The following is a 21,755-nucleotide window of genomic DNA, read 5'->3' as shown; positions in this document are numbered from 1 at the left end:
ACACCCTGCGCGCGTGCGGACGGCCGAAGCGCTGTCACACCACCGGAACGCCCTCGCGCTGGCCCGCGAGATCAGCGAACCGCTCCAGGAGGCGAAATCGCTCGACGGTGTGGCGCACTGCCTCGACGAGATGGGCGAACACCACGACGCGTCGACGACGTGGCGTCAGGCGATGGCCCTCTTCACCACCCTGCACCACCCCGAGGCGGCCCGGATCGCAGACCGCCTCCGGCTGCGCGAGCCGACCACGGCGAACGGTCAACCGCTACCACGCCCCTCCTGACCGGAACCCGTGGTCGGCCAGACCGTCATCGACAAGCCGCCCGTTCCCTGACGGAATGAGCGATCTCGATGTCCGCCAAGCAGCGGACTTCGCCCGTTCCCCGAATCGTGGAGGCCGCATGGGGCCGCGATGTGGCTCTACAGGCCGGAACGGGTGGCGGACCGCATCGTGTCCGCCACCCGTTCCGGCCTCGCGATCGCCGAAAACGAGGCCGGTCAGGCGTAGGGGTCGAACGGGATGCCGCTCGGCTTCGCCTTGGCCAGGTTGCTCTCGAAGGCGCCGTCCTTGATGGCCAGGCTCGCGCTGCCGAAGTCGGCGCGGACCAGGGTGTCGCGGACACCGGACGGGAACCGGTCCCAGCTGACCAGGTCGGGGTACTGCCAGGCGCGGTAGTGGTTCTCCGGCTGTTCGGTCGCGCCGGCCAGGCGGAAGCAGTGCGTGCTCGCGCCGTCCTTGTGGTAGACGACCTTCGGGTGCGTACCTTCCCAGGCGACCTGGGAACGGGGCTGTGTCGAGTAGTTGCCGTGCGCGGAGGTCGACACGTACTGCGCCTGGCCGCCGCTGACCCAGACCACGACGTGCTCGATGTCGTGCCGGTGCCCGCAGCAGTCGATGCCCGCCACGGCCTGGTCCTTCTCGAAGTACAGGTCGTACAGGTGGGCGCACCAGTTGTTGTTGCACTTGGACCGCGCGTACGAGTTGGTGTTGTCGAGGTCCGACTGGTCGCGGCACTCGCCGTTGAGCGCGCCGGAGTTCTTCAGACCGCCGGCGACCACGCCGGCCGGGGAGATCGCGGGCGTCGGGTAGCAGCCGTCGGTGTCGTAGTCGAAGGCGGGCTGCCACCTGCCGTCGGCCTCGGTGTAGTTCGCCGGCAGTGCCTGCGGCGGGGCGGCCCACGCGGCTCCCGGCACGAGCACCGCGATCAGGACGGCGCCGAGCGAGCCGGGCAGCAGGCGTGAGACGAACGTCCTGCGTGCGGCCGGCCGCCGCCCGTCGGTGGTGAACGCTTTCACGGCGTGAAACCCCTTCATCCGGTGTCGGTGGGGTGGCGGCGGCTGAGGGGAGCCGGCACACGGACACCGGCCGAGCCCGAGGCTTCAGCACCCACCGGGCCCGGTCAACCCGCCGATGGTTGCGAGAGGTGGAACATTCGGCGGGCAAGACCCGCACCGCGGTCGACCAGGGCTCGGTCTCCAGCGACGCGTTGACCACGAAGTCCACCGACGGCACGTCCGCCACCGCCACGGTCCGAAGAGGAGCATCAGGGTTGTGGACATGGCCGTTCTCCCGGGTGATGAAGGTGTTCACGCTGCGTTGGCCGATGCTGCATCGACCGCGCCCATCCGGTCCCCGAACTCCCGGCTCCACGCCGTAATCCGACACCGGCATACCCTGACCCGACTCACCGCCGTGACAGACACCCCGGCCGCGCACCGCGAGGCCGCTTTCGTCGGCGCGACGACCGGCCCGCACAACCTGATCGCCATCGTCGTTGCCGTCTACATCATTCCCGCCGCGCGGAAGAGCCGGTCGTAAATCTCATGGATTGCCTTCTGCTTCCGCGCGTTGTAGTCCATGACGTGCCCGCCTCCGGGAACCGCCGCCCGTTTCGCGTCCTCGTAGAAGGCGCGATCCTCGTCGTGGGCGCGCAGCCAGTCGCGGAACATGCGGTGTCGGATGGTCTCGGGGCAATCCGGGCCGAACACGTGCAGGTTGACGTGAGGGGCGGCGAGTCTCAGGCACCGGTGCTCGTGGAAGGACGGTTCCCGAACCGTGAGGACGTAGCCGAGGCGTTCGAGCGGGGGAACGTACACGTCCTCGTCGCGCGGGTCCGCGACAGTGAGGTCGATGTCGATGACGTCTTTCGCGGCGAGCCCCACGACGGACGTGGATCCGACGTGCTCGACGCCCAGGGCGGCGTCACCGAGCGCTGTGCGGATCTCCGCCGAAAGGGCCTGGTAGCGGCGGGGCCACTCCGGGTCGTACGGGACGATCGAGACCGTCACGGGCGCGGGCGGACCGGTGACCCAGGGGTTCTCGGACGGGTCGGGGTCGTGGTGTCGCGTGATTTCCTCATTGGTGGGCACCGGTCGGAACGTAGCAGCGTTCGACCGGGGTGTCGATCCCTTTACATCGGTTCGAAAACCGATTCACGTCAATGAGTGAGCTGACTTCGTCGTCAGTGAACAACGAGCGTGAGATAAGCAAACCCGCAAAATGCACACGGAATGCGAAGTATTACCCGGTGGCCTGACTTATTCGTGCGCTTGCTGAAGTCTGCCCCGGGGAGCCGGGCTGTCGCGCCTGGACCTCTGGTCGGCGGGTGGCGGCTGTACGACTCGCCGTCAGGTGGAACCTGTTGTGTAACGGCCCCCCTCCGGGGTACGCGAGTGGGGGAGTCGGCCGAAGAAGTGATCGACACATGGCCACTGCGAACGCTGCGCAAGACCCCCGACCGGTGACGTTGTTCCTCGGTGGGGACGTCATGACCGGCCGCGGTATCGACCAGATCCTTCCGCACCGGGGGGACCCGCGGCTGTGGGAGCGGTACGTCACGGACGCCCGCCGTTACGTCGAGCTGGCGGAATCGGTCAACGGGCCGGTCCCTCGACCGGCTGACTTCTCCTGGCCGTGGGGAGACGCCCTCCAGGTGTTGGACCGCGTCGCCCCCGACGCGCGGGTGGTCAACCTGGAGACATCCGTCACGCGAAGTGACGACGTCGCCCACGGGAAGGCGGTGCACTACCGGATGGTTCCGGAGAACATCGGCTGTCTGACCGCCGCACGGCTCGACGCCTGCGTCCTGGCCAACAACCACGTGCTCGACTTCGGCCGCCGGGGTCTCGCGGACACCGTCGACGCGTTGCGCGCGGCGGGGATCGCGGCGGCCGGCGCGGGACGTGATGCGGAGGAGGCCGAACGGCCGGTGGTCGTCCGGACCGGAGCCTCCCGGGTCGTCGTCTTCTCGTTCGGCGCCGGCTCCAGCGGTATCCCACGCGAGTGGGCCGCCGGCCGGGGTCGGCCCGGTGTCGCGTTCATGCCCGACCTGTCCGACGCCACCGCCGAGCGGATCGCCGGCCGGGTACGTCACGTGAAGCAACCGGGGGACGTCGTGGTGGCCTCCCTGCACTGGGGGTCGAACTGGGGCTACGACGTCCCGGCGAGTCACGTCGACTTCGCGCACCGGCTCATCGACAACGGGGTCGACATCGTGCACGGGCATTCGTCCCACCACCCCCGGCCGATCGAGGTCTACCACGGCAAACTCGTGCTCTACGGGTGCGGTGACCTCATCGACGACTACGAGGGCATCAGTGGCTACGAGGAGTACCGGGACGACCTGCGCCTGCTGTACTTCCCGTCGGTGGACCCCGGCACGGGCAGGCTGCTGTGGCTGCGCATGGCCGCGATGCGGGCCCACCGGTTGAGCCTGCGCCACGCGTCCACCGACGACGCCGAGCACCTGCGTGGCGTGCTCGGAGCACCGGTCGAACTCGCCCCGGGCGGCTTGCTCCAACTCCGGCCGCAGGTTGCGCCGTGACGTCGCTCAGACGATCTTCCGGTTGAGCCCCGTGCCGGTGTGTCAGTTGGCGTCCGGCCCGGGTGCGCTTGCGCGTTTGTCGGTGGATCGCTGGTTGATCGCCTCGGAGACTTCGCTGATCGCTCGCCGGATGAGCGTGCCGTATCCGTCGTCCGCGAGAGCGTCTTGATGCTGCTGCGCGGCGGTGATGTGGTCGCGTGCGGCTGCGAACGATCCGAGTCGGCGGAAGTTGTCGGCGAGGTTGAGGTGAAGCGAGGGGTAGAACCCGGCGATGCGCAGGGTGCCGTGGTGGCGTTGAACGCGTTCGTCGGTGAGGGCCGCTGCCGCGTCGAGAGCGCGTACGTCCCAGACGATGGCCTGTGCCGGGTCGTCGTAGAGGTCGGCCATGTAGTGCGCAAGAGTGCAGCGGTGGAGGGGGTCTCCCGCCGGGCCGATCCGATCCCACAGGTCTTGTAGGCGTGTGCGCGCCGCGGTGGTGTCACCGGTGTGCGCGAGCGTGACGGCCGCGCCGATGTCGGTCATGACGGGATCCGGGGATTCGGTGGTCGCGGAGGTCATGTGGCGGGGCCTTCCTGTGCACGGGGGCTGCGGTGGGATTCAGGTCGGACGGGCATCGTCAGGGTCGTGAGGTCGCCGTTGTCGGCGGAACGGACGACGACCGGTTGGTCTGCTCTTGCGATGTCGAGCATCACGTCCGGGCCGACAGCTGTGCTGATCGCCGGGTACAAGGTGGTGACCGCGAATTCCAGCTCGACTGCCGGGCCGGTGACCACGGCGGTGATCGGCAGGGCGGCGGTCCCCTTCGACGAGACGGTCACGGTCGAGTCGGCATCGGATACGTGCAGCCGAACTCGGTGGTGCTGCCGGCTTTCCAGGCTCCGCACGAGCGCGTTCCGGGAGATCAGGACGCGGGTGCGCACGTCAGGCAGAGATGCCAGCACCAGTCGGTAATCGGGAAAGGGCTCCGCCAGGGTTCGGCACTCGCGCGCAGCCGCGTCGTCATCGTCGTCACCTCGGAAGCGGACACTCCCGGGTTGGGTGCTCAGCCGCAGTTCGTGCTGACGGCGTGTCCACGGCATTGCCAGTCGCAGATCGTCGGCGTGGACCGTTGCCGACCAGTCGGTCTCGATGGGCCGCGTCGACACCAGCGTGCGGGTCGACAGCCGGTACCGATCGGTTGCCGTGAGCACGATGCCGTCGGCGGACACTTCGACGCGCACGCCGTTGAGCACGGGCAGACCTGGCTCGTGGGTCGTCGCGGTGAGGATCTGCTCGACCGCCGTCGTGAACACCGATCCGTTCGCCCGCACCGGTGGGGACTGTGGTGCCGAGCCCAGTCCGGCCTTGATCGCCGCGGCCGTTTCGCGCGCCTGGTGTGCTCGGTGCGCCAGGCTCGCCACGTGGTCGTCGATGATCCGAGCAGCATCGCGGCCGCCCGCATCGAGGACCTCGGCGATCCGCTCCAGGGGCATGTCGATCTCGCGCAGGCGGCGAATCGTCACCGCGCGTTCGACCTGGTCTGGTGCGTAGTAGCGGTACCCGGACGTCTGATCGACACTGGCCGGCTCCAACATGCCCGAATCCGCGTAGAACCGCAGCGCACTGGCGGTCAACCCGCTGGAACGGGCGAAGACGCCGATCGTGAGCAGCCCGGATCTCGACACCCGCCCATCATCGGGCTTCAAGTAACTCGAAGGTCAACCCCGCGGTGATCGGACTCGGGGTCACGAGATCCGATCTTCCTGTGGGTGCGTCGAGGATCACGTGACCGTCTGAACCGGAACAAGGTCCGCTTGTCGGGTGTTGGCGCCAGGTATGGAACAGGCCACTCTGCACAGTCCATCCACACCGGACCGTCCAGGGCAGTTGGCAGAGTCGCCGACCGGAGCCGCCAGGATTCGGATCATCCTCGTCCTGGGTGCGCTCATCGCTCTCGGTCCCTTCACGATCGACATGTACTTGCCGGCGTTGCCGGCACTGGGTGCGGACCTCGGCGCGTCCGAGTCCGCCGTGCAGCTGACGCTCACCGGCACGCTCGTCGGCCTCGGGCTGGGGCAACTGGTCATCGGCCCTCTCTCCGACGCCTTCGGCCGGCGGCTGCCGCTGATCATCGGCACGGCCGTGCACATCGGCGCGTCCGTGCTGTGCGTGGTGGCGCCGAACGTGGTCGTCCTCGGCCTGCTGCGCACGCTGCAAGGGGTCGGCGCGGCCGCGGCCATGGTGGTGGCCATGGCGGTGGTGCGCGACTTGTTCACCGGCCGTGCCGCGGCGACGATCCTGTCGCGGCTGATGCTCGTGATGGGTGCGGCGCCGATCCTCGCGCCGTCGGTCGGCGCGGCGGTGCTGCTGACCGGCTCCTGGCGTGGCGTGTTCGCCGTGCTCGCGGCGCTCGGCGTGGCGTTGATGCTGGTCGCGATCTTCCTGTTGAAGGAGACGTTGCCGCCGGAGCGGCGCAGGACGAGCGCGTTCCGACCGGTGCTGCGGACCTACAAGGCGCTGGTGACCGACCGGCAGTTCGTGGTGCTGTCGCTGGTCGCCGCGCTCGGCATGTCGGCGCTGTTCTCGTACGTCTCGGGCTCGTCGTTCGTGTTGCAGGACACCTACGGGCTGGACCAGCAGCAGTTCGGGCTGGTGTTCGCGGTCGGCGCGGTGGCGCTGATCGGGGCGTCGCAGGTGAACGTGGTGCTGCTGAACCGCTGGTCGGAGCGGCAGATCGTGTTCGGCGCGCTGGGTGCCGCGCTGGCGTTCGGCGCGGTGTTGATCCTGTTCACGACTTCCGGTTTCGGCGGTCTGCCCGGTTTCCTCGTGCCGTTGCTGTTCCTGCTGGCCGCGGTGGGTCTCGTGCTGCCGAACGCGCCCGCGCTGGCGCTGTCCCGCCACGGTGAGGCGGCCGGCACCGCCGCCGCGCTGCTGGGTGCCGCGCAGTTCGGCATCGGCGCCCTGATCGCGCCGGTCGTCGGCGTGCTGGGCAACGACGGCCCGGCGATGGCGCTGACCATGACCGGCGGCGTGCTGGTCGCCTGGGTGGCGCTGGGGGCGACGATGGTTCGCCGGCGGGTGCCGGTGCCCGCCTGAACTGCGGGTTGTGCGCGGCCGATCAAGCGGAACGACGTCGACAGCCGGCTGTACTAGGGTCCCGGAGCAAGGAACGTCGTAGCTGCGAGGCGACCTGGGCAGGCGGCTGACACCGCACGAAAGGCGTCCCTCAAAGGCCGCTTCCAGCGTCGCCGTCCGGAGCTGCCATTCGGCGCCGGGGCGTAGGCGGCGCGCCGGCGTCTTCGGTTCGCCGCCAATCCGTCCCCGGCAGGTCGAAGGAATCAGGTCACGGCGACGGTGACCGCGGCGGTGTGCGTCTTCCCGCCGTGTGCGAATTCCAGGAACAGCCGGTACTCGCCGCGGTCGGCGAACACCGCCTGGAAGCTCAGTTCTCCGTTGACCAGGGGCGTGCCCAGCGGTTCGACCGGGTGCAGGTGGGTGGCCGACAGCAGCATGGTGTGGAACCCGGTCATGTGTCCGTAGGCGCCCAGGTGCGGGTCGAGTGCGCGGACCGGGGCGCCGTCGGGGGTGCGGATGGCGAACCGCAGCGTCTGCGGGCGCATCGGCGTGGGCTGGGCGGGCTCGTCCACCCGCGTCACCGTGAACCCGGTGTCGGTCACCGCCTCGGCGGCGGGTGCGGGGACCGGCACCAGCGTGGTGTCACCGGGCACGCTGAACGGCACACCGAGCACCACCGGGTGCCGGGGGTCCTTGGTGTCGAGCGGGACGAACTCGGCGAACATCCGGTACGCGCCGCCGTCGGTCAGCGCGAGCGTGGTGTGCCACGTGTCGCCGACCAGCGTCGGGTGCACGTGCTGGAAGACGTGCATGTCGTCGCGGACGGCGAAGAAGTGCACCTGCTTGGTCTGGTTGTCCAGGAAGAGGGTTTCCGGCTGCCCGTCCGGCCCGAGGATCCGGAACGCGACCGGCACGGCGGGACCGCGGGTGGACGGCGTGGTCACCCGCTCGAACCGGTAACCGCTCTCCGCCTCCGACAGGCCGTCGCTGTGCGCGGCGGGCACCAGGTCCGCGGGCGCCACGCGCTGGTGCGCCGAGTGCGCGGGGCCGGACGACGGTCGGAACAACGTCAGCGCCCCCACCACCACCATCGCGGCCGCGACCGCGACGAACACCCAGTCGGTGAACCGCAGGTTGCGCATCATCACTCCTCACCTCGACTGGACGGCGATGGACCCCATGCGTGGTGAGCGGCGCTGCCGGTCGCCCACCACGCACGGGGGTCATCTCCGTGACATCGACCTGTCCGGGGCGGACCAGGTCACCTCGGAGCGGGTGACGGCGAGACGGCGCCGAGGTTGGGCTTGACCACGACCAGGCCCTGCTCGATGCCGTTGACCAGGACGATGCCGCTGGCGAAGTACGGGTAGTTGCTCCACGCCCCGTTGAACCTCGCCGCGTCACCGGAGGGGTAGATGTCGAAGTACCCGACCTCGGTCAGTTGCGCCGAGGAGACCCTGCCGACGTCCAGGACGCGCAGGCCCGCCTGGTAGTTGGCCTGGTAGGAGTACCCGTCTTTGACGTACTGGTTGTGGTCGATCGCGGTGGCCGGCGAGCTGTAGGTCCCGGTGTGCACCGGGGAGGCCAGGTTGGCGAGGTCCCAGATGTAGGTCTTGGTGCGCTTGTCGGTGCCGCGCGACTCGTCCAGTTCGTCGTCCAGCAGGAAGTACCGCTGGTCCTCGGTCAGCCAGCCCTGGTGCGAGTACTGCGCGCCGGAGTAGCCCTTGCGCGAGATCTGCACCGGGGTGGTCTTGTTGGTCACGTCGACGATGGTCAACGTGTCCTCGTTCGAGTTGAAGCAGATCTCCTTGCCGCGGTACGCCGCGTCCGGGCCGCGGTAGACGACGCACTGGGTGTCGTGGGTGTAGCCGTCCTGGGAGACGCACCCGGCCCGCGTCGGGGACTTCGGGGTCCGGATGTCGACGATGTGCGGTCCGCCCCGGCAGGTGTTGGAACCGACCGCGTAGGCGAAGCCCGTCTCCTCGTTGATGGCGATGTTGTGCGCCGGGCCGAACTCCCGGTACAGCGCGTCCGCCGTGAACGTCTGCGGCGTGGTGACCGTGCGCAGCCGGGTCAGGTCGAACACCTGCATCCCGTGCCCGGCGATGGCGTCGGCCACGATGAACGCGTGGTCCTTGTAGACCTTCATGTCGCGCCAGCTGCTGCTGCCGCCGTTGGACGGCAGGTTGCCCAGGTACCTGGGCGAGGTGGGCGTGCTGACGTCGACGAACGCGGTGCCGTTGGTGCGGCCGACGATGGCGTACTCCTTGCCGGAGGACGGGTCGGTCCAGCCCCAGATGTCGTTGCCGTTGCCGCCGCCGATGCTGGACAGCGGCAGGACGCTGAGCAGGTCGACGTTCTTGCAGGGGTAGATGTCGGCCTTGCCGTTCACGCACGGCACGCCGGCCGCGGTGCCGACGACGGCGTGCCGCTCGGCCGGGAGGTGGTCGGCCAGGAAGGTCCGGACCGCCGCCTGCCCTTCGGGTGTGTCGGGGTCGTGCGCGGACGCGCTCGTCATCGATAACGCGAGCGCGGAGGCCGTGAGCACGGCCAGCCCCGCCATTCGCAGGATTCTCATGGTGGTGCGCTCCTCACCGGAAATCCCGGACCGCCGAGGTGGACCGAGAACAGGGTTTTCCGATCAGGTTCGACGGTAGGAGGATCGGCGGCCCGGGATGAACCCCCGATCGTCTGCTCTCCGGCGGTTTGCCCGTACGTACCTCTTTCGGAGGCATGTCGACTACCGTCCGTGTCGCTCCACTGTGGACTTGTCGATTGGTTGACCACCTGTGCCTCAGCCCTTCGGCGCGAGGGTGATCGAGTCGGCGATCGGCGTGGTGGACCGCCCGGTCAGGCGGGACAGGTCGCCGCTGGTGCCGGCGGCCGGCCAACGCGGCCTGACCTCCCGCTCACCCGCGCGCGAGGTTAGGCTTTGGCGCATGTCGAGGCGGCGATGGAGCGGCCGGACGGCGGACACGGCCCTGGTGCTCGCCGTTGGCCTGGTCGCCTTCGTCGGCCTGGTGGTGCAGTCGCGCGGCATCGACACCGCCGCTGAATGGGCGGCGCTGGCGGTCGTGCTGGCCTCCTCCGGCGCGCTGTACGTCCGCCGCCGCCACCCGGTGCCGGTGGGCGTGGTGGCGCTGGCCGCCGTCGGCGCGTACGGGGCGTTGCTGCAGCAGCCCGGTCCGATCATGCTGGTGTTCGTCGTGGCGCTCTACACCGTCGTCGACGAGGGGCACGTCGCGGTCGCCATCGGGCTCGGTCTGGCCTCGGTGGTCGCCTTCGCCGTCGCGGACGGCTACAGCAGAACCGGGAACACCGGGAACGGGGCGACGCTGCTGCACGCCGGTTGGCTCATCGCGGTCATCGTCGGCGTGACCCGCAACCGCCGGGCCTACCTCGCCGAAGCGCAGGCCCGCGCGCTCGCCGCCGAGCAGCGGATGGAGGAGGAGGCCCGGCGACGGGCCACCGAGGAGCGGTTGCGCATCGCCCGCGAGCTGCACGACGTGCTCGGCCACCACCTCTCGCTGATCAACGTGCAGGCCAGCGCCGCGCTGCACCGCCCGGACCCCACCCGGTCCGAGGAGGCGCTCACCGCGATCAAGCAGACCAGCAAGGAGACGCTGCGCGAGTTGCGCACGACGCTGGGCGTACTGCGGCAGGAGGGCGAGGCGCCGACCGCGCCCGCGCCCGGCCTGAACCGCCTCGGCGACCTGGTCACGACGGCCGGGCGGTCCGGGTTGGAGATCCGCATCGAGCTCGCCGAGACCCGGCCGCTGCCGCCGGAGGTCGACCTGGCGGCGTACCGGATCGTCCAGGAGGCGCTCACCAACGTGAACCGGCACGCGGGCGCGACCGCCGCGGTGGTCCGCGTCCGGCCCGACCGCGACGACGTGCTGGTGGAGGTCGAGGACGACGGCACCGGCGCACCCGGCGAGCCGGGCAACGGGATCCTCGGCATGCGCGAACGGGCCCAGGCGCTGGGCGGTTCGCTGACCACGGGCCCGCAGCCGGACGGCGGCTTCCGGGTGTGCGCCCGCCTGCCGCTGCGGCCCGGCCCGGTACCGGCGGGAGCGCCGACGTGATCCGGGTGCTGCTGGCCGACGACCAGAACCTGGTGCGCGCCGGGTTCCGGTCCATCCTGAACGGCGAGGACGGCATCGAGGTGGTCGGCGAGGCCGCCGACGGCGCCGAGGCGGTGCGGCTCGCCCGGCAGCTGCGGCCGGACGTCGTCCTCATGGACATCCGGATGCCCGGCCTGGACGGCCTGGCCGCCACCCGGGAGATCGCCGCGAGCTCCGCTGTCCGCGTGATCATCCTGACCACGTTCGACCTGGACGATTACGTCTACGGCGCGCTGCGGGCCGGCGCGAGCGGCTTCCTGGTCAAGGACACGGAGCCGGAGGAGCTGATCCACGGGGTGCGGGTGGTGGCGCGCGGTGACGCGCTGATCGCGCCGTCGATCACCCGCCGGCTGATCGCCGAGTTCACCGCTCGGGCCGAGCACCCGGACCCGGGGCCTCGGCTGAGCGCGCTCACCGAGCGGGAACGTGAGGTGATGGCGCTGGTCGCCGCCGGCCTGTCCAACGACGAGATCGCGGCGCGGCTGGTGCTGAGCCCGGCCACCTCGAAGACGCACGTCAGCCGGATCATGACGAAGACGCAGGTGAGGGACCGGGCGCAGTTGGTGATCCTCGCGTACGAGTCCGGCCTGATCGTCCCCGGCTGGCTCACCCGCTCCTGACACCACGACACGGGCACCGACCCATCACCCATGGCCGGTCAGGCGGTCAGGCGGCCGGTGCGGCGGGAGCGGGCCAGCGCCAGCCCACCGACGACGACGCTGATCAGCCCAGCCACCCCGGCCGCGATGGCCCCGCGTGGCCCGTTGCCGGTGCCGATGCGACTGGCGGGCCGGGCCAGGGCCAGCGCGCCGAGGACCACACCGATCAGCCCCACCACCGCGGCGGCAGTGGGCACGAGTCGCCCGGAACCGATGCCGGTATCACCAGCGGCGGCCAGCTGGACCGAGACGTGCGCGGCTGCCGGTGCGGCAAGCAGATGATGGACGTACATGGTGACGATTCCTTCGCTCGTACGACGGATACGGGCGGCAGCGTATGTAGCGGCGTGGTCACGCGTCGTCATGCCGGAGTTGCCGATGGGCATACCACCGGGGTTGTACGCCCTCACGGCGTCGTACCGCCCCAGTTGTCTCCCCGGTGATTCAAGGCCCGTTCAGTTGGCCTGAAAGGGTTTCAGCGGAAGGCGTCGGCGTTCTCCGTGGCCCACTGCCGGAACGATCTGGCCGGTGAGCCGGTGACTCGCGCTACCGTGTCGCGCACCGTCAAGAGCTCATCGTTGACGTCTCCGCCCATCAGGTCGAGCACCGCGTTCGCGGTCTCGTCTCCCATGAGAGGAGCCATCTGCTGATGGGCCTCTTCTCGGCTGATCTCGTCGACGGACACTTCCTGCCTCAGAGCCACCGAGATGGCCTCGACCTGTTGACGGGCCGTGATGCGTGCCGGCCCGGTGAGCGCATATGTCCGCTCTCGATGACGTGGCTCGGTCAGCGCCGCTCGGGCCACCGCCGCGATGTCCGCGGGGTGGATCGTCGGGAGTCCGATGTCCGCGTACGGCAACCGGACCGTCAGGTGCTCGCGGATCGAGGCCGCCCACCACAGGGTGTTCGAAGCGAATTGGGTCGGCCGCAGGACGGTCCACGTCATGCCGCTGTCCTGGAGCAGCCGCTCGACCGCCAGGTTCTCGCCGGCGGCAGGTAGGTGCGGATGGGTCTGGACCGTAATGGACGACACGAGCACCACGTGCTCCACACCCGCTTGTCGGGCAGCCGCGAGGATGTCGGCATCCTCGCCCATGCGCGACACCAGGAATAGTGAGCGCACTCCGTCCAACGCGGACTTCAGTGAGGACGTCCGCGCGAGATCGCCTTCAACAGCTCCGACTCCGTCAGGGAACGAGGCTCGGGCAACGTCACGAGTCAGGCCTCGCACTGGCACGCCACCGGATTCATGCAGCTCCTGCAGCAGGGCACTTCCGATGTTCCCGGTCGCGCCGGTCACGAGGATCATCGTTGTTCTTCCCGTCGTCAGTCGTTGATCATCGCTACGCTAAGACCTCGACTTGACTTCAGGTCAAATGTGAGGGGCGGACCCCGCGAACTTCGGCCGATGCCTGGTCCAGGATGTCCAGGCCCTCGTGCGCCTCGCCGTCGGCACGCCGCCAGGATCGCGGCCATCTCAGGGCTGCTCGCACCGTGGGGCGCGAGCGCTTCGCGCGTGGCCCGGTCGCCGATGAGTTCGACTGCCCAGAACGCTCCGGTGCCGCGAACGTCTCCGTCAACGGCGTCAGTCCGCATTTTCGGGTAGGCGAGTACGTCCCGACAGGGTAGAGGTAACGGTTGTCCGGCGATCAGCGGTAATGCGAACGCCGCAGCCGTCAGTCGATCCGGAGTGGTCCGCCGTATGAAGTCGCCGTCGTCCCGCGTGGTGCGTGCCGTGCTGCTCGGCCTTCTCGCCGTCGCCTTCGTGGTGCTCACGGTGCTGCTCGCGGCCGGTGACCTGGAGCGCGGTGACAAGCTGGCGAGCGTGTCGGCGCTGTTCGTGTCCATGGTGGGGCTCGGCATCGCCATCGCGGGCATCGCGCCGCCCGCACCCGTGGTCATCCGGGACAGCGCGTCCCTCGCGAACGACCTCGCCACCACCCTGCGCGAGCAGTGGCTGGACGAGGTCGCCGCGCGCCGCGTCAAAGAGCCGCACGTGCTGCCGCTGACGTGGACCGACGGCACGCGGACCAGTCGGCTGGAAGGGCCGTTCGAAGACGTCAGCGACGACCTGGCCCGCGACTACCTCGACATCTACAGCAGGCGGCTGCTGTTGCTCGGCGAACCCGGCTCGGGCAAGACCGTCGTCGCGATCGTGCTCACGTTGGGCCTGCTGCGGGCGAGGGAACTCGGCGATCCCGTGCCGGTCCTGCTCGCCATCGCCTCCTGGGACCCGGTGGACGAGGCGTTCGACACGTGGCTCGTCCGCACCCTCGCCACCGAGTACTACGACGGCCGTCGCGACGTCCCGTCGGCGTTGCTGCGCGATGACAAGCTCATCCCCGTGCTCGACGGCCTGGACGAGATGCCCGAGTCGGACCGGCGTACCGCGGTCAAGGGCATCAACGCCGCGCTGGGACGGAAACGGCCGATCGTCCTGACCTGCCGGACGGCCGAGTACGACGACGCGATCCGCGCCGGGGCCGCGGCGCTGCGCAAGTCCGCCACAGCGCGCATCCTCCCGGTGTCCGGGGCCGACGCGGTCGCCTACCTCACCGAAGTGGCCCCGTGGCCCCCGGGAACGTCCTGGGAGCCGGTGTTCGAGGTGCTCCGGACCGGGCGCGACACCCCCGTCGGCAACGCCCTGTCCACCCCTCTCATGGTGAGCCTCGCGCGCACCGGCTACCAACGGTGCGGCGGCGACCCGGCCGACCTGCTGGACAAGGACAAGTTCTCCGGCCGTGACGCGATCGAGCACTTCCTCATCGACCGCGTCGTCGACGCCGCGTACGCGCCGGACCCGCTGCCGACCGGCGAGCTCGGCGTCGTCGGCGACGCGCGGTGGACCCCGGACCAGGCGCAACGCTGGCTGGCGTTCCTCGCCCGGCACATGCACCGCCACCGCGAACGCGACCTCGCGTGGTGGCGGCTGGCCGACCGGTTGGTGTCGCCGTGGACCGCACCGGTGTTCGGCGTGGGCATCGGAGTCGTCCTGATGCTCGTGGTCGCCCTGGGCGGTCTGACCGTGGGGTCGGGGGATGCCGAGGACGTCTTCACGTTCGGCCTCGCGCTCGGCGCGGTCGTCGCGGTCCTCGCCACCGCCCTGTGGTTCGGCGCGACCGGCCGTGAGCCCCGGCGGATGAGCTTCCAGGTCTCGGGGTCGTTCGAACGGCTGCGGAAGGGGTTCGCGGCGGGGGCGGCGTTCGTGCTGGTGCCGACCGTGCCGATGCTGGTCGCGGCCATCTCGATGCAGTGGGCGAACCAGACCGTCTCGTACGCCGACGTCACGTCGATGGCCATGAGCGTGGCGGTCGTCCTCGGGCTCGCGGTCGTGGTCGGCACGGCCGTCGCCGCCCACCACTGGACCGGCGCGCGCCCGGAACGCTCCGCGAAGGCGACACCGACCCGGTTCCTGACCCAGGACCGCCGGTCGTCCCTGGCGGGAGCGGCGATAGCGGGTGTCGTCGCCGCACTCGTCGGCCTGCCCGTGCTGATCGTCGCCGGCTTCCTCAGCACGGTCTTCGGCGCGGTGGCCGCGAGCCTGCTCGACATCGAGGGCACGCCCGCGTTCGACGTCGACCTCCGCGCGCTGGACTCGCCCTTCGGCGCGATCGGCATGGCCACCGTCCTGCCCGGTCTCGCTGTCATGTTGCTCGTGCTGCTCACGAGGGCGTGGCCTCGGTTCGTCCTGGCCCGGATCGCACTGGCGGTGCGGGGCTCGCTGCCGTGGCGGCTCCCGCTGTTCCTCGCCGACGCGCGCGACCGCGGCCTGCTCCGCCAGTCCGGCGGCGTCTACCAGTTCCGGCACGTCCGCCTCCAGGAGCGGCTCTACACCAAGGCCTCCGACACCGGTTCGGTCAAACCGGCGAAGACGCCTCGACGTCGACGCGTCACCGCCCTGGTGGGCGCGACCGCGATCATCGGCGCGACGCTGGTGAGCTGGGGAGCGTTCAACCACTACCGCTGCGCGTCGGCGACACGGCTCGGGTTCGAGGTCGACCAGGTGCTGGCCAACACCCGAAACGGTGAAGAGTGCGTGGGTGTCGTCCCGGAATCCGACTGGGTGGAACTCGGGCTCGCCCCGGAGCTGGCGGACCGGCTTCGGCAGGGCAACGAGGAAGCAGCGGGCAAGGCGGACGCCGTGGCGGTGGCGGTGATCGGACCGCTGCGGTCACAGGGCCTGGACGACCTCGACCGACGACTGGACGGGATCGCCCGCGCGCAGGAGGCGGTGCGCGACCGTCACCCCATCCGCGTGGTGCTGGCGTCCTATCCGCAGTCGACGCTGGACGCCCGGGGCCCCGACGCGCGGCCGTTCGACGTGGCGATGGATCGGCTGAACTCATGGGCCGCCCAGGAGGGCTTGAGCATGCCCGTGGTCTTCGACTCGGCCCGCCCGGAAGTCGCTCCCGTGGCGAATCACACGTCGCAGCTCCATGTGGGGAGCGTCATCGGCGGAGATTCGCTGCTCGCGTTGCACGCGTGGATGGCAACGGTACGACTCGCCGACGCCGAAGAAGGGTTGATCGTCGTCGACGACAGCGCCGGGTACCGATGGCTGTCCGCCGACTGCGGGGTCGACTGGTCGGGGTTCGTGTTCCTGGCCACGCCGAGCCATGCCGTGCAGGCGAGAATCGGATCAGGCTGTCGTCGCTCGAAGCTCCAAGTGGTGCTCGGCTACACGCCGGACGACGAGGAGAAGGCGCTGCTCTCCGATGTCGCCGCACGACTCCACTACCCGGCGGCCGGCGCGAGCTTGATGGAGTCCTCCACCTGCCCGGACGCGTGCGGGAACGTGGAGATCTGGGCATACGAGGCAGCGCTGGCGCTGACGGGGGAGCGGGCGGTCGAGATGGTGAGCGAGAACCGCTGACCGGTGCAGCCGCCTGGACCACGCTGTACCTCGACCGCTATCCGAGCATCGCCCGGTACGCGCCGGGCGGCAGTCCGTAGCGTTGCCGGAAGGCCCGGTTGAAGTGCGACGGGCTGGTGAAGCCGGACGCGGCGGCCACCCGTTCCACCGGCAGCACGGTGTCCTCCAGCAGCCGGGCGGCGTGGCGCAGCCTGGCGTGCGCCAGTGCCCGCATCGGGGACTGGCCGAGCTGTTCGGTGAACAGGTGCGCGAACCGGGACGGCGAGAGCGAGACGCTCCTCGCCAGTGATCGCACCGTGTGCGCCGCACCCGGGTCGGCCGCGATCAACTCCTCGGCCCGGCGCACCCGCGGGTCCACGTTCGGTTCGGGGCGCGCCGCCGCGGCGGTCACGGTGGCGAACAGGACGATCTCCTCCAGTGAACAGAGCGTCAGATCGCGCGCCGCGCTGCTGTGCGCCACGGCGGCCTTGTTCACCGTGGGTTCCGAGCGGGGCACAACGGCGCCGCCGGTCCGTTGGGCGTCGGCGAACAGTCTGCGAAAGGCCGTCTCAAGGCGGCCCCACCCCTCGGTGGGTACCGACGTGACCGCGTGCAGGCGGTCCGCGACGGTGTAGGGCCGCAGCCAGGCGGACCAGGCGACCCTGGCCTGGCAGTGCACCCACCAGAACGCCCAGTGCTCCGCGCCCGGTGAGACTCCGTACCAGTGGGCCACACCGGGACCCAGCACCACCAGATCGCCCGCGCGCGCCTGCACCGCGGCCGCACCCTGGCGCAGCAACCCCCGTCCGCTCGTGGTCCAGGTGAACAACCAGGTGTCCGCGCCCTGCGGGCGGTTCACGCGGTATCCGTGCGATTGGTGGAAGCAGCCGGCGATCACGAGCCCCGGCGGTGGGGACGGCGCAGCAGTTTCGGGCAACGCGTCAGCATGCACGGGCATCCTCCCCACGTGTCGTGCGGTCCTAGCGTGGCACCTGTGGGACACGGATCGGACCAGGAAGGGCGTGCGCATGACAGCCAAAGGCAATGAGGCCACCCGCACCGGCGTGCCGCCGGAGGCCGGCCGCCTGGAGTTCGAGGAGAACGGCTTCACGGTGGTGCGCGGACTGTTCAGCCCGGCCGAGATCCAGCGTTTGCGTGCCGAGTTCACGGCACTGCACGCCGCCGGGCCGATCCCCGGGCACTTCGAGCCCCGGGAGTCCGAGACGGCCGGGCCCGACGATCCGCTGAACGCCTATCCGCGCGTGATGCACCCGCACCTGATCAGTGAACTGGCCCTGCACTACCTGCTCGAACCGCGGCTGCGGACCGTCTTGGAGACGCTGCTGGGCGAGGAAGTGCTGGCCGCCCAGAGCATGTTCTACTTCAAGCCGCCGGGCGCTCGGGGTCAGGCGCTGCACCAGGACAACTTCTACCTCCGGGTGGAACCGGGCACCTGTGTCGCCGCGTGGATCGCCTGCGATGTGATCGATCGCGAGAACGGCGGACTCGAAGTCGTCCCGGGCACGCACCGGATGGACCTGTTCTGCCCGGAGACCGCGGATCCGGAGCTGTCGTTCGTCAAGGAGTACGTTCCCCCGCCGCCGGGCCTGGCCGTGGTGCCCGTCGACATGGACCCGGGAGACGTGCTGTTCTTCAACGGCAGCCTGGTGCACGGCTCCCAGCCCAACCGCACCGCCGACCGCTTCCGGCGCTCGCTGATCTGCCACTACGTCGGCCGCTCGGCGGAACGGATAGGGCGTTGGTACCCGACCCTGTCCATGACCGGCGACCGCGTCAGGCTGCCGGAGAGCGAAGGCGCCGGCCCTTGCGGTACGGAGTTCGCGCCGTCGGGTCCCCACTGAGCCGATGACGGCCCGGCGTTGCCGCGAGTGGTCGCGGCAACGCCGCAGCCGACGTGGTTGCTGTCTGTTAACGCTAACAGCGTTATTGCGCCTTCCAGCGACTTGTCGAGCTCGTCGGGGTCGCCGGAGTGTTGACAGCCCGGCAATGGAGCTGTTACTTATATGCCCCACCCGGTCAGGCATGACTCAGTTCACATCTCAACTGAATGTTAGCGTTAACATTCCTGGCTCCGTCCCGGATCAGCGCAGATGCGAACCCGCCGGCCCTAGCCGGCCGGTTCTGTCGACGTACTGGCACGAGGGTGGGCTGAACCGAGAGGACCACCTCAATGGAGAGTGCGTGTCTTCCCCGCCGCGGCAGATCACGACCCGCGGTCGCCCGCGGCGCTGACAGGTCTCCCGGTCGTCTTGGTGCGTCCGTCCGGCTCGGTACCGCGCGGTGCGGCGCCTGCTGATCCCGCCGCGCTGATCCCGCCGCGGCGAAACCATCGCCGACCGTGATCCGCCGCGGACCCGTCGTTGATCAGTTCCTGTTCACGAGCACAACGGTGCGCTCCGGGTGCTGTCCCGGTGGAGCGCACCGGCACTGCCGATCGGCTGTCGTGGCAGCCGTGGCAGCCGACCCTGGGAGCACCATTGTCTTCTTCACCCTTGAACCGCCGCAGGTTGCTGCAGGCCGCGGGCGTCGCCGCCCTCGCGACCGCCGCGCCGGCCCTGGTGCCGTCGGTGGCTCCGGTCGCCGGTGCCGCGGTGGTGCCGCCGGTCCGCAACGACATCGGCGTCTCGGCGTTCCCGTTCGAACTCGAGCAGGTCCGCCTCACCGCGGGCCGCTGGCTGGACAACCAGAACCGCACACTCTCGTACCTGCGGTTCATCGACGTCGACCGGTTGCTCTACAACTTCCGCGCGAACCACCGGCTGTCGACCAACGGCGCGGCCGCGTGCGGCGGGTGGGAGGCCCCGAACTTCGAGTTCCGCACCCACAGCCAGGGGCACTTCCTCAGCGCGTGGGCCAACGCCTGGGCGGTGCTGGGCGACACGACGTGCCGGGACAAGGCCAACCACATGGTCGCCGAGTTGGCCAAGTGCCAGGCCAACAACGCCGCGGCGGGCTTCAACACCGGCTACCTGTCCGGGTTCCCGGAGTCGGACCTGGACTCGGTGGAGGCGGGCACGCGCCGGGGTGTGCCGTACTACTGCCTGCACAAGACCCTGGCCGGTCTGCTGGACGTGTGGCGCTACATCGGCAACACGCAGGCGCGTGACGTGCTGCTGCGGTTCGCGGGCTGGGTGGACTGGCGGACGGGTCGGTTGACCACCGCCCAGATGCAGACCACGCTCCAGACGGAGTTCGGCGGCATGAACGCCGTCCTCGCGGACCTGTACCAGCAGACGGGCGACTCCCGGTGGCTGACCGTGGCCCAGCGGTTCGACCACGCCGTCGTGTTCGATCCGTTGGCCGCCAACCAGGACCGGCTCAACGGGCTGCACGCCAACACGCAGGTGCCGAAGTGGATCGGGGCGGCCCGGGAGTACAAGGCCACCGGCACCACCCGCTACCGCGACATCGCCCGCAACGCGTGGGACATCACCGTCGGCGCGCACACCTACGTGATCGGCGGCAACAGCGAGGCCGAGCACTTCCGCGCCCCGAACGCCATCGCCGGGTTCCTGGACCGCGACACGGCCGAGGCGTGCAACACCTACAACATGCTCAAGCTGACCCGGGAACTGTGGCTGCTGGACCCGAACCGGGCCTCCTACTTCGACTTCTACGAACGCGCGCTGCTCAACCACCTGATCGGCCAGCAGGACCCGAACAGCAGCCACGGCCACGTCTGCTACTTCACCGCGCTCAACCCCGGCGGCCGGAGGGGCGTGGCGGGCCCGGTGGTGGGCGGCGGCAGCTTCAGCACCGACTACGGCACGTTCTGGTGCTGCCAGGGCACCGCGCTGGAGGTCAACACGCGGCTGGCCGACTCGGTCTACTTCCACAACGGCACCACGCTGACCGTGAACCTGTACACGCCGTCGGTGCTCACCTGGTCGCAGCGCAACATCACCGTCACCCAGACCACGGGTTTCCCGGTCGGCGACACCACCACGCTGACCGTCACCGGCAACGCGGGCGGGTCTTGGACCATGCGGTTGCGCATCCCGTCCTGGACCAGCGGTGCGACCGTCAGCGTCAACGGGGTTGCCCAGAACATCACCACCACGCCGGGCACCTACGCGAGCCTGACCCGGTCGTGGACCTCCGGCGACACCGTCACCGTGCGCCTGCCGATGCGGATCGTCATGCAGCCGGCCAACGACAACCCCGAAGTCGCCGCGGTGACCTACGGTCCGGTCGTGCTGTCCGGCAACTACGGCGACACGGTCTTCAGCACGCTCCCGTCGCTCAACACCGCCTCCGTCACCCGCACCAGCTCCTCGGCGCTGGCCTTCACCGCGACCGCGAACGGGGCCACCGTCAACCTCGGCCCGTTCTACGACGCCCACGGGCACAACTACACCGTCTACTGGAACACCGGCAGCAGTGCCGATGCGGGCTACCGGCTGTTCAACGCCGCCTCCGGCATGGTGCTCGGCATCCGGGACATGTCCACCGCGGACGGCGCGGACGCCCTGCAGTGGGGCGACACGGGCACACCGGACCACAACTGGCAGCTGGTCCCCGACGGCACCGCGGTCCGGCTGCGCAACCTCAACAGCAACAAGGTGCTCGGCGTGGACAACATGTCCACGGCCGACAACGCCCGCGTGCTGCAGTGGTCGGACAACGGCACCGCCGACCACCGCTGGACGATCGTCGACAACGGCGACGGCACCCACAAGATCCGCAACGCCAACAGCGCCAAGCTGCTGGGCACCCTCAACGGCTCCACCGCGCAGGGCGCGCAGGCCGTCCAGGACCCGGACAACGGCACCGCGGACAACAACTGGCGGTTCGTGCCGACCGGCGCCCGCCGCATCCAGAACCTCGCCAGCGGCCTCGTCCTCGGTGTGCAGAACATGTCCACGGCGGACGGTGGCCTGGCGATCCAGTGGGACGACAACGGCACCGCGGACCACCTGTGGACCGCGCTGCTCGACCCCGACGGCTACTTCCGCCTGCGCAACAGCAACAGCGGCAAGGTCCTCGGCGTCGAAGGAGCGGCGACCGGCAACGGCGCCCGCGTCCTGCAGTGGGCGGACAACGGCACCGCCGACCACAAGTGGCGACTGCGCTACGGTGCGAACGGCTACTTCCGCATCCAGACCGCCAACGGCGGCCGGGTCCTCGGCCTCAGCGGCGCCTCCACCTCGCGAGGCGCGCAAGTGGTCATCTGGGACGACAACGGCACCAACGACCACCTCTGGCGCTTCATCTGACCCTC

19 protein-coding genes and 1 pseudogene are annotated in these 21,755 nt (G+C 70.0%); 9 read left to right on the top strand and 11 right to left on the bottom strand.

What is annotated here, in order from left to right; genetic code table 11:
• Positions 1 to 13 precede the first annotated feature (13 nt).
• The gene (locus FM051_RS52075) at positions 14 to 283 is read left to right on the top strand and encodes a tetratricopeptide repeat protein (protein WP_238412707.1); all 270 of its coding nucleotides are present in this window, start codon (positions 14 to 16) and stop codon (positions 281 to 283) included.
• A 215-nt stretch (positions 284 to 498) separates the two neighbouring features.
• On the opposite strand, the gene FM051_RS28390 is transcribed toward FM051_RS52075, so the two are convergent.
• Positions 499 to 1,236 carry an NPP1 family protein gene (locus tag FM051_RS28390; RefSeq protein WP_238412732.1) on the bottom strand — a complete coding sequence of 246 codons (738 nt, stop codon included), beginning with the start codon at positions 1,234 to 1,236 and terminating at the stop codon, positions 499 to 501.
• A 188-nt stretch (positions 1,237 to 1,424) separates the two neighbouring features.
• Here FM051_RS28390 and FM051_RS28385 point away from each other — a divergent pair, with 188 nt between their 5' ends.
• Positions 1,425 to 1,658: a hypothetical protein gene (locus FM051_RS28385; RefSeq protein ID WP_158848635.1), complete on the top strand. Its 234-nt coding sequence runs from the start codon at positions 1,425 to 1,427 to the stop codon at positions 1,656 to 1,658.
• A 124-nt stretch (positions 1,659 to 1,782) separates the two neighbouring features.
• Here FM051_RS28385 and FM051_RS28380 read toward each other — a convergent pair whose 3' ends face one another.
• Complete coding sequence (locus FM051_RS28380; RefSeq protein ID WP_158848633.1) at positions 1,783 to 2,370, bottom strand: GrpB family protein; 588 nt, start codon at positions 2,368 to 2,370, stop codon at positions 1,783 to 1,785.
• Between the two features lie 335 nt (positions 2,371 to 2,705).
• Here FM051_RS28380 and FM051_RS28375 point away from each other — a divergent pair, with 335 nt between their 5' ends.
• Entirely contained in the window at positions 2,706 to 3,824 is a 1,119-nt protein-coding gene (locus tag FM051_RS28375; protein ID WP_158848631.1) for a CapA family protein, read from the top strand.
• A 42-nt stretch (positions 3,825 to 3,866) separates the two neighbouring features.
• Here the strand turns inward: FM051_RS28375 and FM051_RS28370 are convergent, their stop codons facing one another.
• The 3 genes and pseudogenes from FM051_RS28370 to FM051_RS52070 form a co-directional block, all read right to left on the bottom strand.
• Positions 3,867 to 4,346, bottom strand: a complete 480-nt coding sequence (locus tag FM051_RS28370; RefSeq protein ID WP_158848629.1) for a hypothetical protein — start codon at positions 4,344 to 4,346, stop codon at positions 3,867 to 3,869.
• Positions 4,347 to 4,378: 32 nt separating this feature from the next.
• Positions 4,379 to 5,224, bottom strand: coding sequence for a DNA polymerase III subunit beta family protein (locus FM051_RS28365; RefSeq protein ID WP_238412731.1), 846 nt, complete (start codon positions 5,222 to 5,224; stop codon positions 4,379 to 4,381).
• A 48-nt stretch (positions 5,225 to 5,272) separates the two neighbouring features.
• Positions 5,273 to 5,488, bottom strand: a pseudogene (locus tag FM051_RS52070) (MerR family transcriptional regulator); the annotation flags it as partial.
• A gap of 202 nt (positions 5,489 to 5,690) precedes the next feature.
• Between FM051_RS52070 and FM051_RS28360 the strand changes: the two are divergent.
• Complete coding sequence (locus FM051_RS28360; RefSeq protein ID WP_238412706.1) at positions 5,691 to 6,899, top strand: multidrug effflux MFS transporter; 1,209 nt, start codon at positions 5,691 to 5,693, stop codon at positions 6,897 to 6,899.
• Between the two features lie 242 nt (positions 6,900 to 7,141).
• Here FM051_RS28360 and FM051_RS28355 read toward each other — a convergent pair whose 3' ends face one another.
• The 3 genes from FM051_RS28355 to FM051_RS28345 all read right to left on the bottom strand — a co-directional run bounded on the left by FM051_RS28355 (position 7,142) and on the right by FM051_RS28345 (position 9,819).
• Positions 7,142 to 8,023 carry a hypothetical protein gene (locus FM051_RS28355; protein WP_238412705.1) on the bottom strand — a complete coding sequence of 294 codons (882 nt, stop codon included), beginning with the start codon at positions 8,021 to 8,023 and terminating at the stop codon, positions 7,142 to 7,144.
• Positions 8,024 to 8,139: 116 nt separating this feature from the next.
• Complete coding sequence (locus FM051_RS28350) at positions 8,140 to 9,456, bottom strand: choice-of-anchor B family protein (RefSeq protein WP_158848623.1); 1,317 nt, start codon at positions 9,454 to 9,456, stop codon at positions 8,140 to 8,142.
• 216 nt (positions 9,457 to 9,672) lie between these two features.
• Complete coding sequence (locus tag FM051_RS28345) at positions 9,673 to 9,819, bottom strand: hypothetical protein (RefSeq protein WP_158848621.1); 147 nt, start codon at positions 9,817 to 9,819, stop codon at positions 9,673 to 9,675.
• On the opposite strand from FM051_RS28345, the gene FM051_RS28340 reads away from it, so the two are divergent.
• Together FM051_RS28340 and FM051_RS28335 are read left to right on the top strand one after the other, a co-directional pair.
• Positions 9,818 to 10,963, top strand: coding sequence for a sensor histidine kinase (locus tag FM051_RS28340; protein ID WP_158848619.1), 1,146 nt, complete (start codon positions 9,818 to 9,820; stop codon positions 10,961 to 10,963). The two genes, FM051_RS28345 and FM051_RS28340, sit on opposite strands and share 2 nt — an antisense overlap.
• A complete protein-coding gene (locus FM051_RS28335; protein WP_158848617.1) occupies positions 10,960 to 11,622 on the top strand; it encodes a response regulator in 663 nt (220 codons plus the stop codon). The genes FM051_RS28340 and FM051_RS28335 overlap by 4 nt, the downstream gene beginning before the upstream one ends.
• A gap of 38 nt (positions 11,623 to 11,660) precedes the next feature.
• Here the strand turns inward: FM051_RS28335 and FM051_RS28330 are convergent, their stop codons facing one another.
• Positions 11,661 to 12,047, bottom strand: a complete 387-nt coding sequence (locus FM051_RS28330; RefSeq protein WP_238412704.1) for a DUF6223 family protein — start codon at positions 12,045 to 12,047, stop codon at positions 11,661 to 11,663.
• Positions 12,048 to 12,136: 89 nt separating this feature from the next.
• A complete protein-coding gene (locus tag FM051_RS28325; protein WP_238412703.1) occupies positions 12,137 to 12,961 on the bottom strand; it encodes an SDR family oxidoreductase in 825 nt (274 codons plus the stop codon).
• Between the two features lie 402 nt (positions 12,962 to 13,363).
• On the opposite strand from FM051_RS28325, the gene FM051_RS28320 reads away from it, so the two are divergent.
• Positions 13,364 to 16,534, top strand: a complete 3,171-nt coding sequence (locus FM051_RS28320; RefSeq protein ID WP_158848613.1) for an NACHT domain-containing protein — start codon at positions 13,364 to 13,366, stop codon at positions 16,532 to 16,534.
• 37 nt (positions 16,535 to 16,571) lie between these two features.
• Here the strand turns inward: FM051_RS28320 and FM051_RS28315 are convergent, their stop codons facing one another.
• On the bottom strand, positions 16,572 to 17,471 hold the full coding sequence (locus FM051_RS28315) for a helix-turn-helix domain-containing protein (protein WP_158848612.1): 900 nt from the start codon (positions 17,469 to 17,471) through the stop codon (positions 16,572 to 16,574).
• Positions 17,472 to 17,541: 70 nt separating this feature from the next.
• Here FM051_RS28315 and FM051_RS28310 point away from each other — a divergent pair, with 70 nt between their 5' ends.
• Entirely contained in the window at positions 17,542 to 18,375 is an 834-nt protein-coding gene (locus FM051_RS28310) for a phytanoyl-CoA dioxygenase family protein (RefSeq protein ID WP_158848610.1), read from the top strand.
• Between the two features lie 651 nt (positions 18,376 to 19,026).
• Positions 19,027 to 21,750, top strand: a complete 2,724-nt coding sequence (locus tag FM051_RS28305; RefSeq protein ID WP_238412702.1) for a beta-L-arabinofuranosidase domain-containing protein — start codon at positions 19,027 to 19,029, stop codon at positions 21,748 to 21,750.
• The last annotated feature ends 5 nt before the right edge of the window (positions 21,751 to 21,755 follow it).

Source organism: Saccharothrix deserti (assembly GCF_009769385.1).
Lineage (GTDB): Bacteria > Actinomycetota > Actinomycetes > Mycobacteriales > Pseudonocardiaceae > Actinosynnema > Actinosynnema deserti.
Note: the sequence above shows the minus strand (reverse complement) of the source record. Positions and strands in the feature narration are given on the sequence as shown.

Coding starts and splice junctions, on each gene's coding strand:
- FM051_RS28375 (WP_158848631.1), top strand. CDS start 2,706: ATGGCCACTGCGAACGCTGCGCAAGACCCCCGACCGGTGACGTTGTTC.
- FM051_RS28370 (WP_158848629.1), bottom strand. CDS start 4,346: ATGACCGACATCGGCGCGGCCGTCACGCTCGCGCACACCGGTGACACC.
- FM051_RS28355 (WP_238412705.1), bottom strand. CDS start 8,023: ATGATGCGCAACCTGCGGTTCACCGACTGGGTGTTCGTCGCGGTCGCG.
- FM051_RS28350 (WP_158848623.1), bottom strand. CDS start 9,456: ATGAGAATCCTGCGAATGGCGGGGCTGGCCGTGCTCACGGCCTCCGCG.
- FM051_RS28340 (WP_158848619.1), top strand. CDS start 9,818: ATGTCGAGGCGGCGATGGAGCGGCCGGACGGCGGACACGGCCCTGGTG.
- FM051_RS28345 (WP_158848621.1), bottom strand. CDS start 9,819: ATGCGCCAAAGCCTAACCTCGCGCGCGGGTGAGCGGGAGGTCAGGCCG.
- FM051_RS28330 (WP_238412704.1), bottom strand. CDS start 12,047: ATGCCCATCGGCAACTCCGGCATGACGACGCGTGACCACGCCGCTACA.
- FM051_RS28320 (WP_158848613.1), top strand. CDS start 13,364: ATGAAGTCGCCGTCGTCCCGCGTGGTGCGTGCCGTGCTGCTCGGCCTT.
- FM051_RS28315 (WP_158848612.1), bottom strand. CDS start 17,471: ATGCCCGTGCATGCTGACGCGTTGCCCGAAACTGCTGCGCCGTCCCCA.
- FM051_RS28310 (WP_158848610.1), top strand. CDS start 17,542: ATGACAGCCAAAGGCAATGAGGCCACCCGCACCGGCGTGCCGCCGGAG.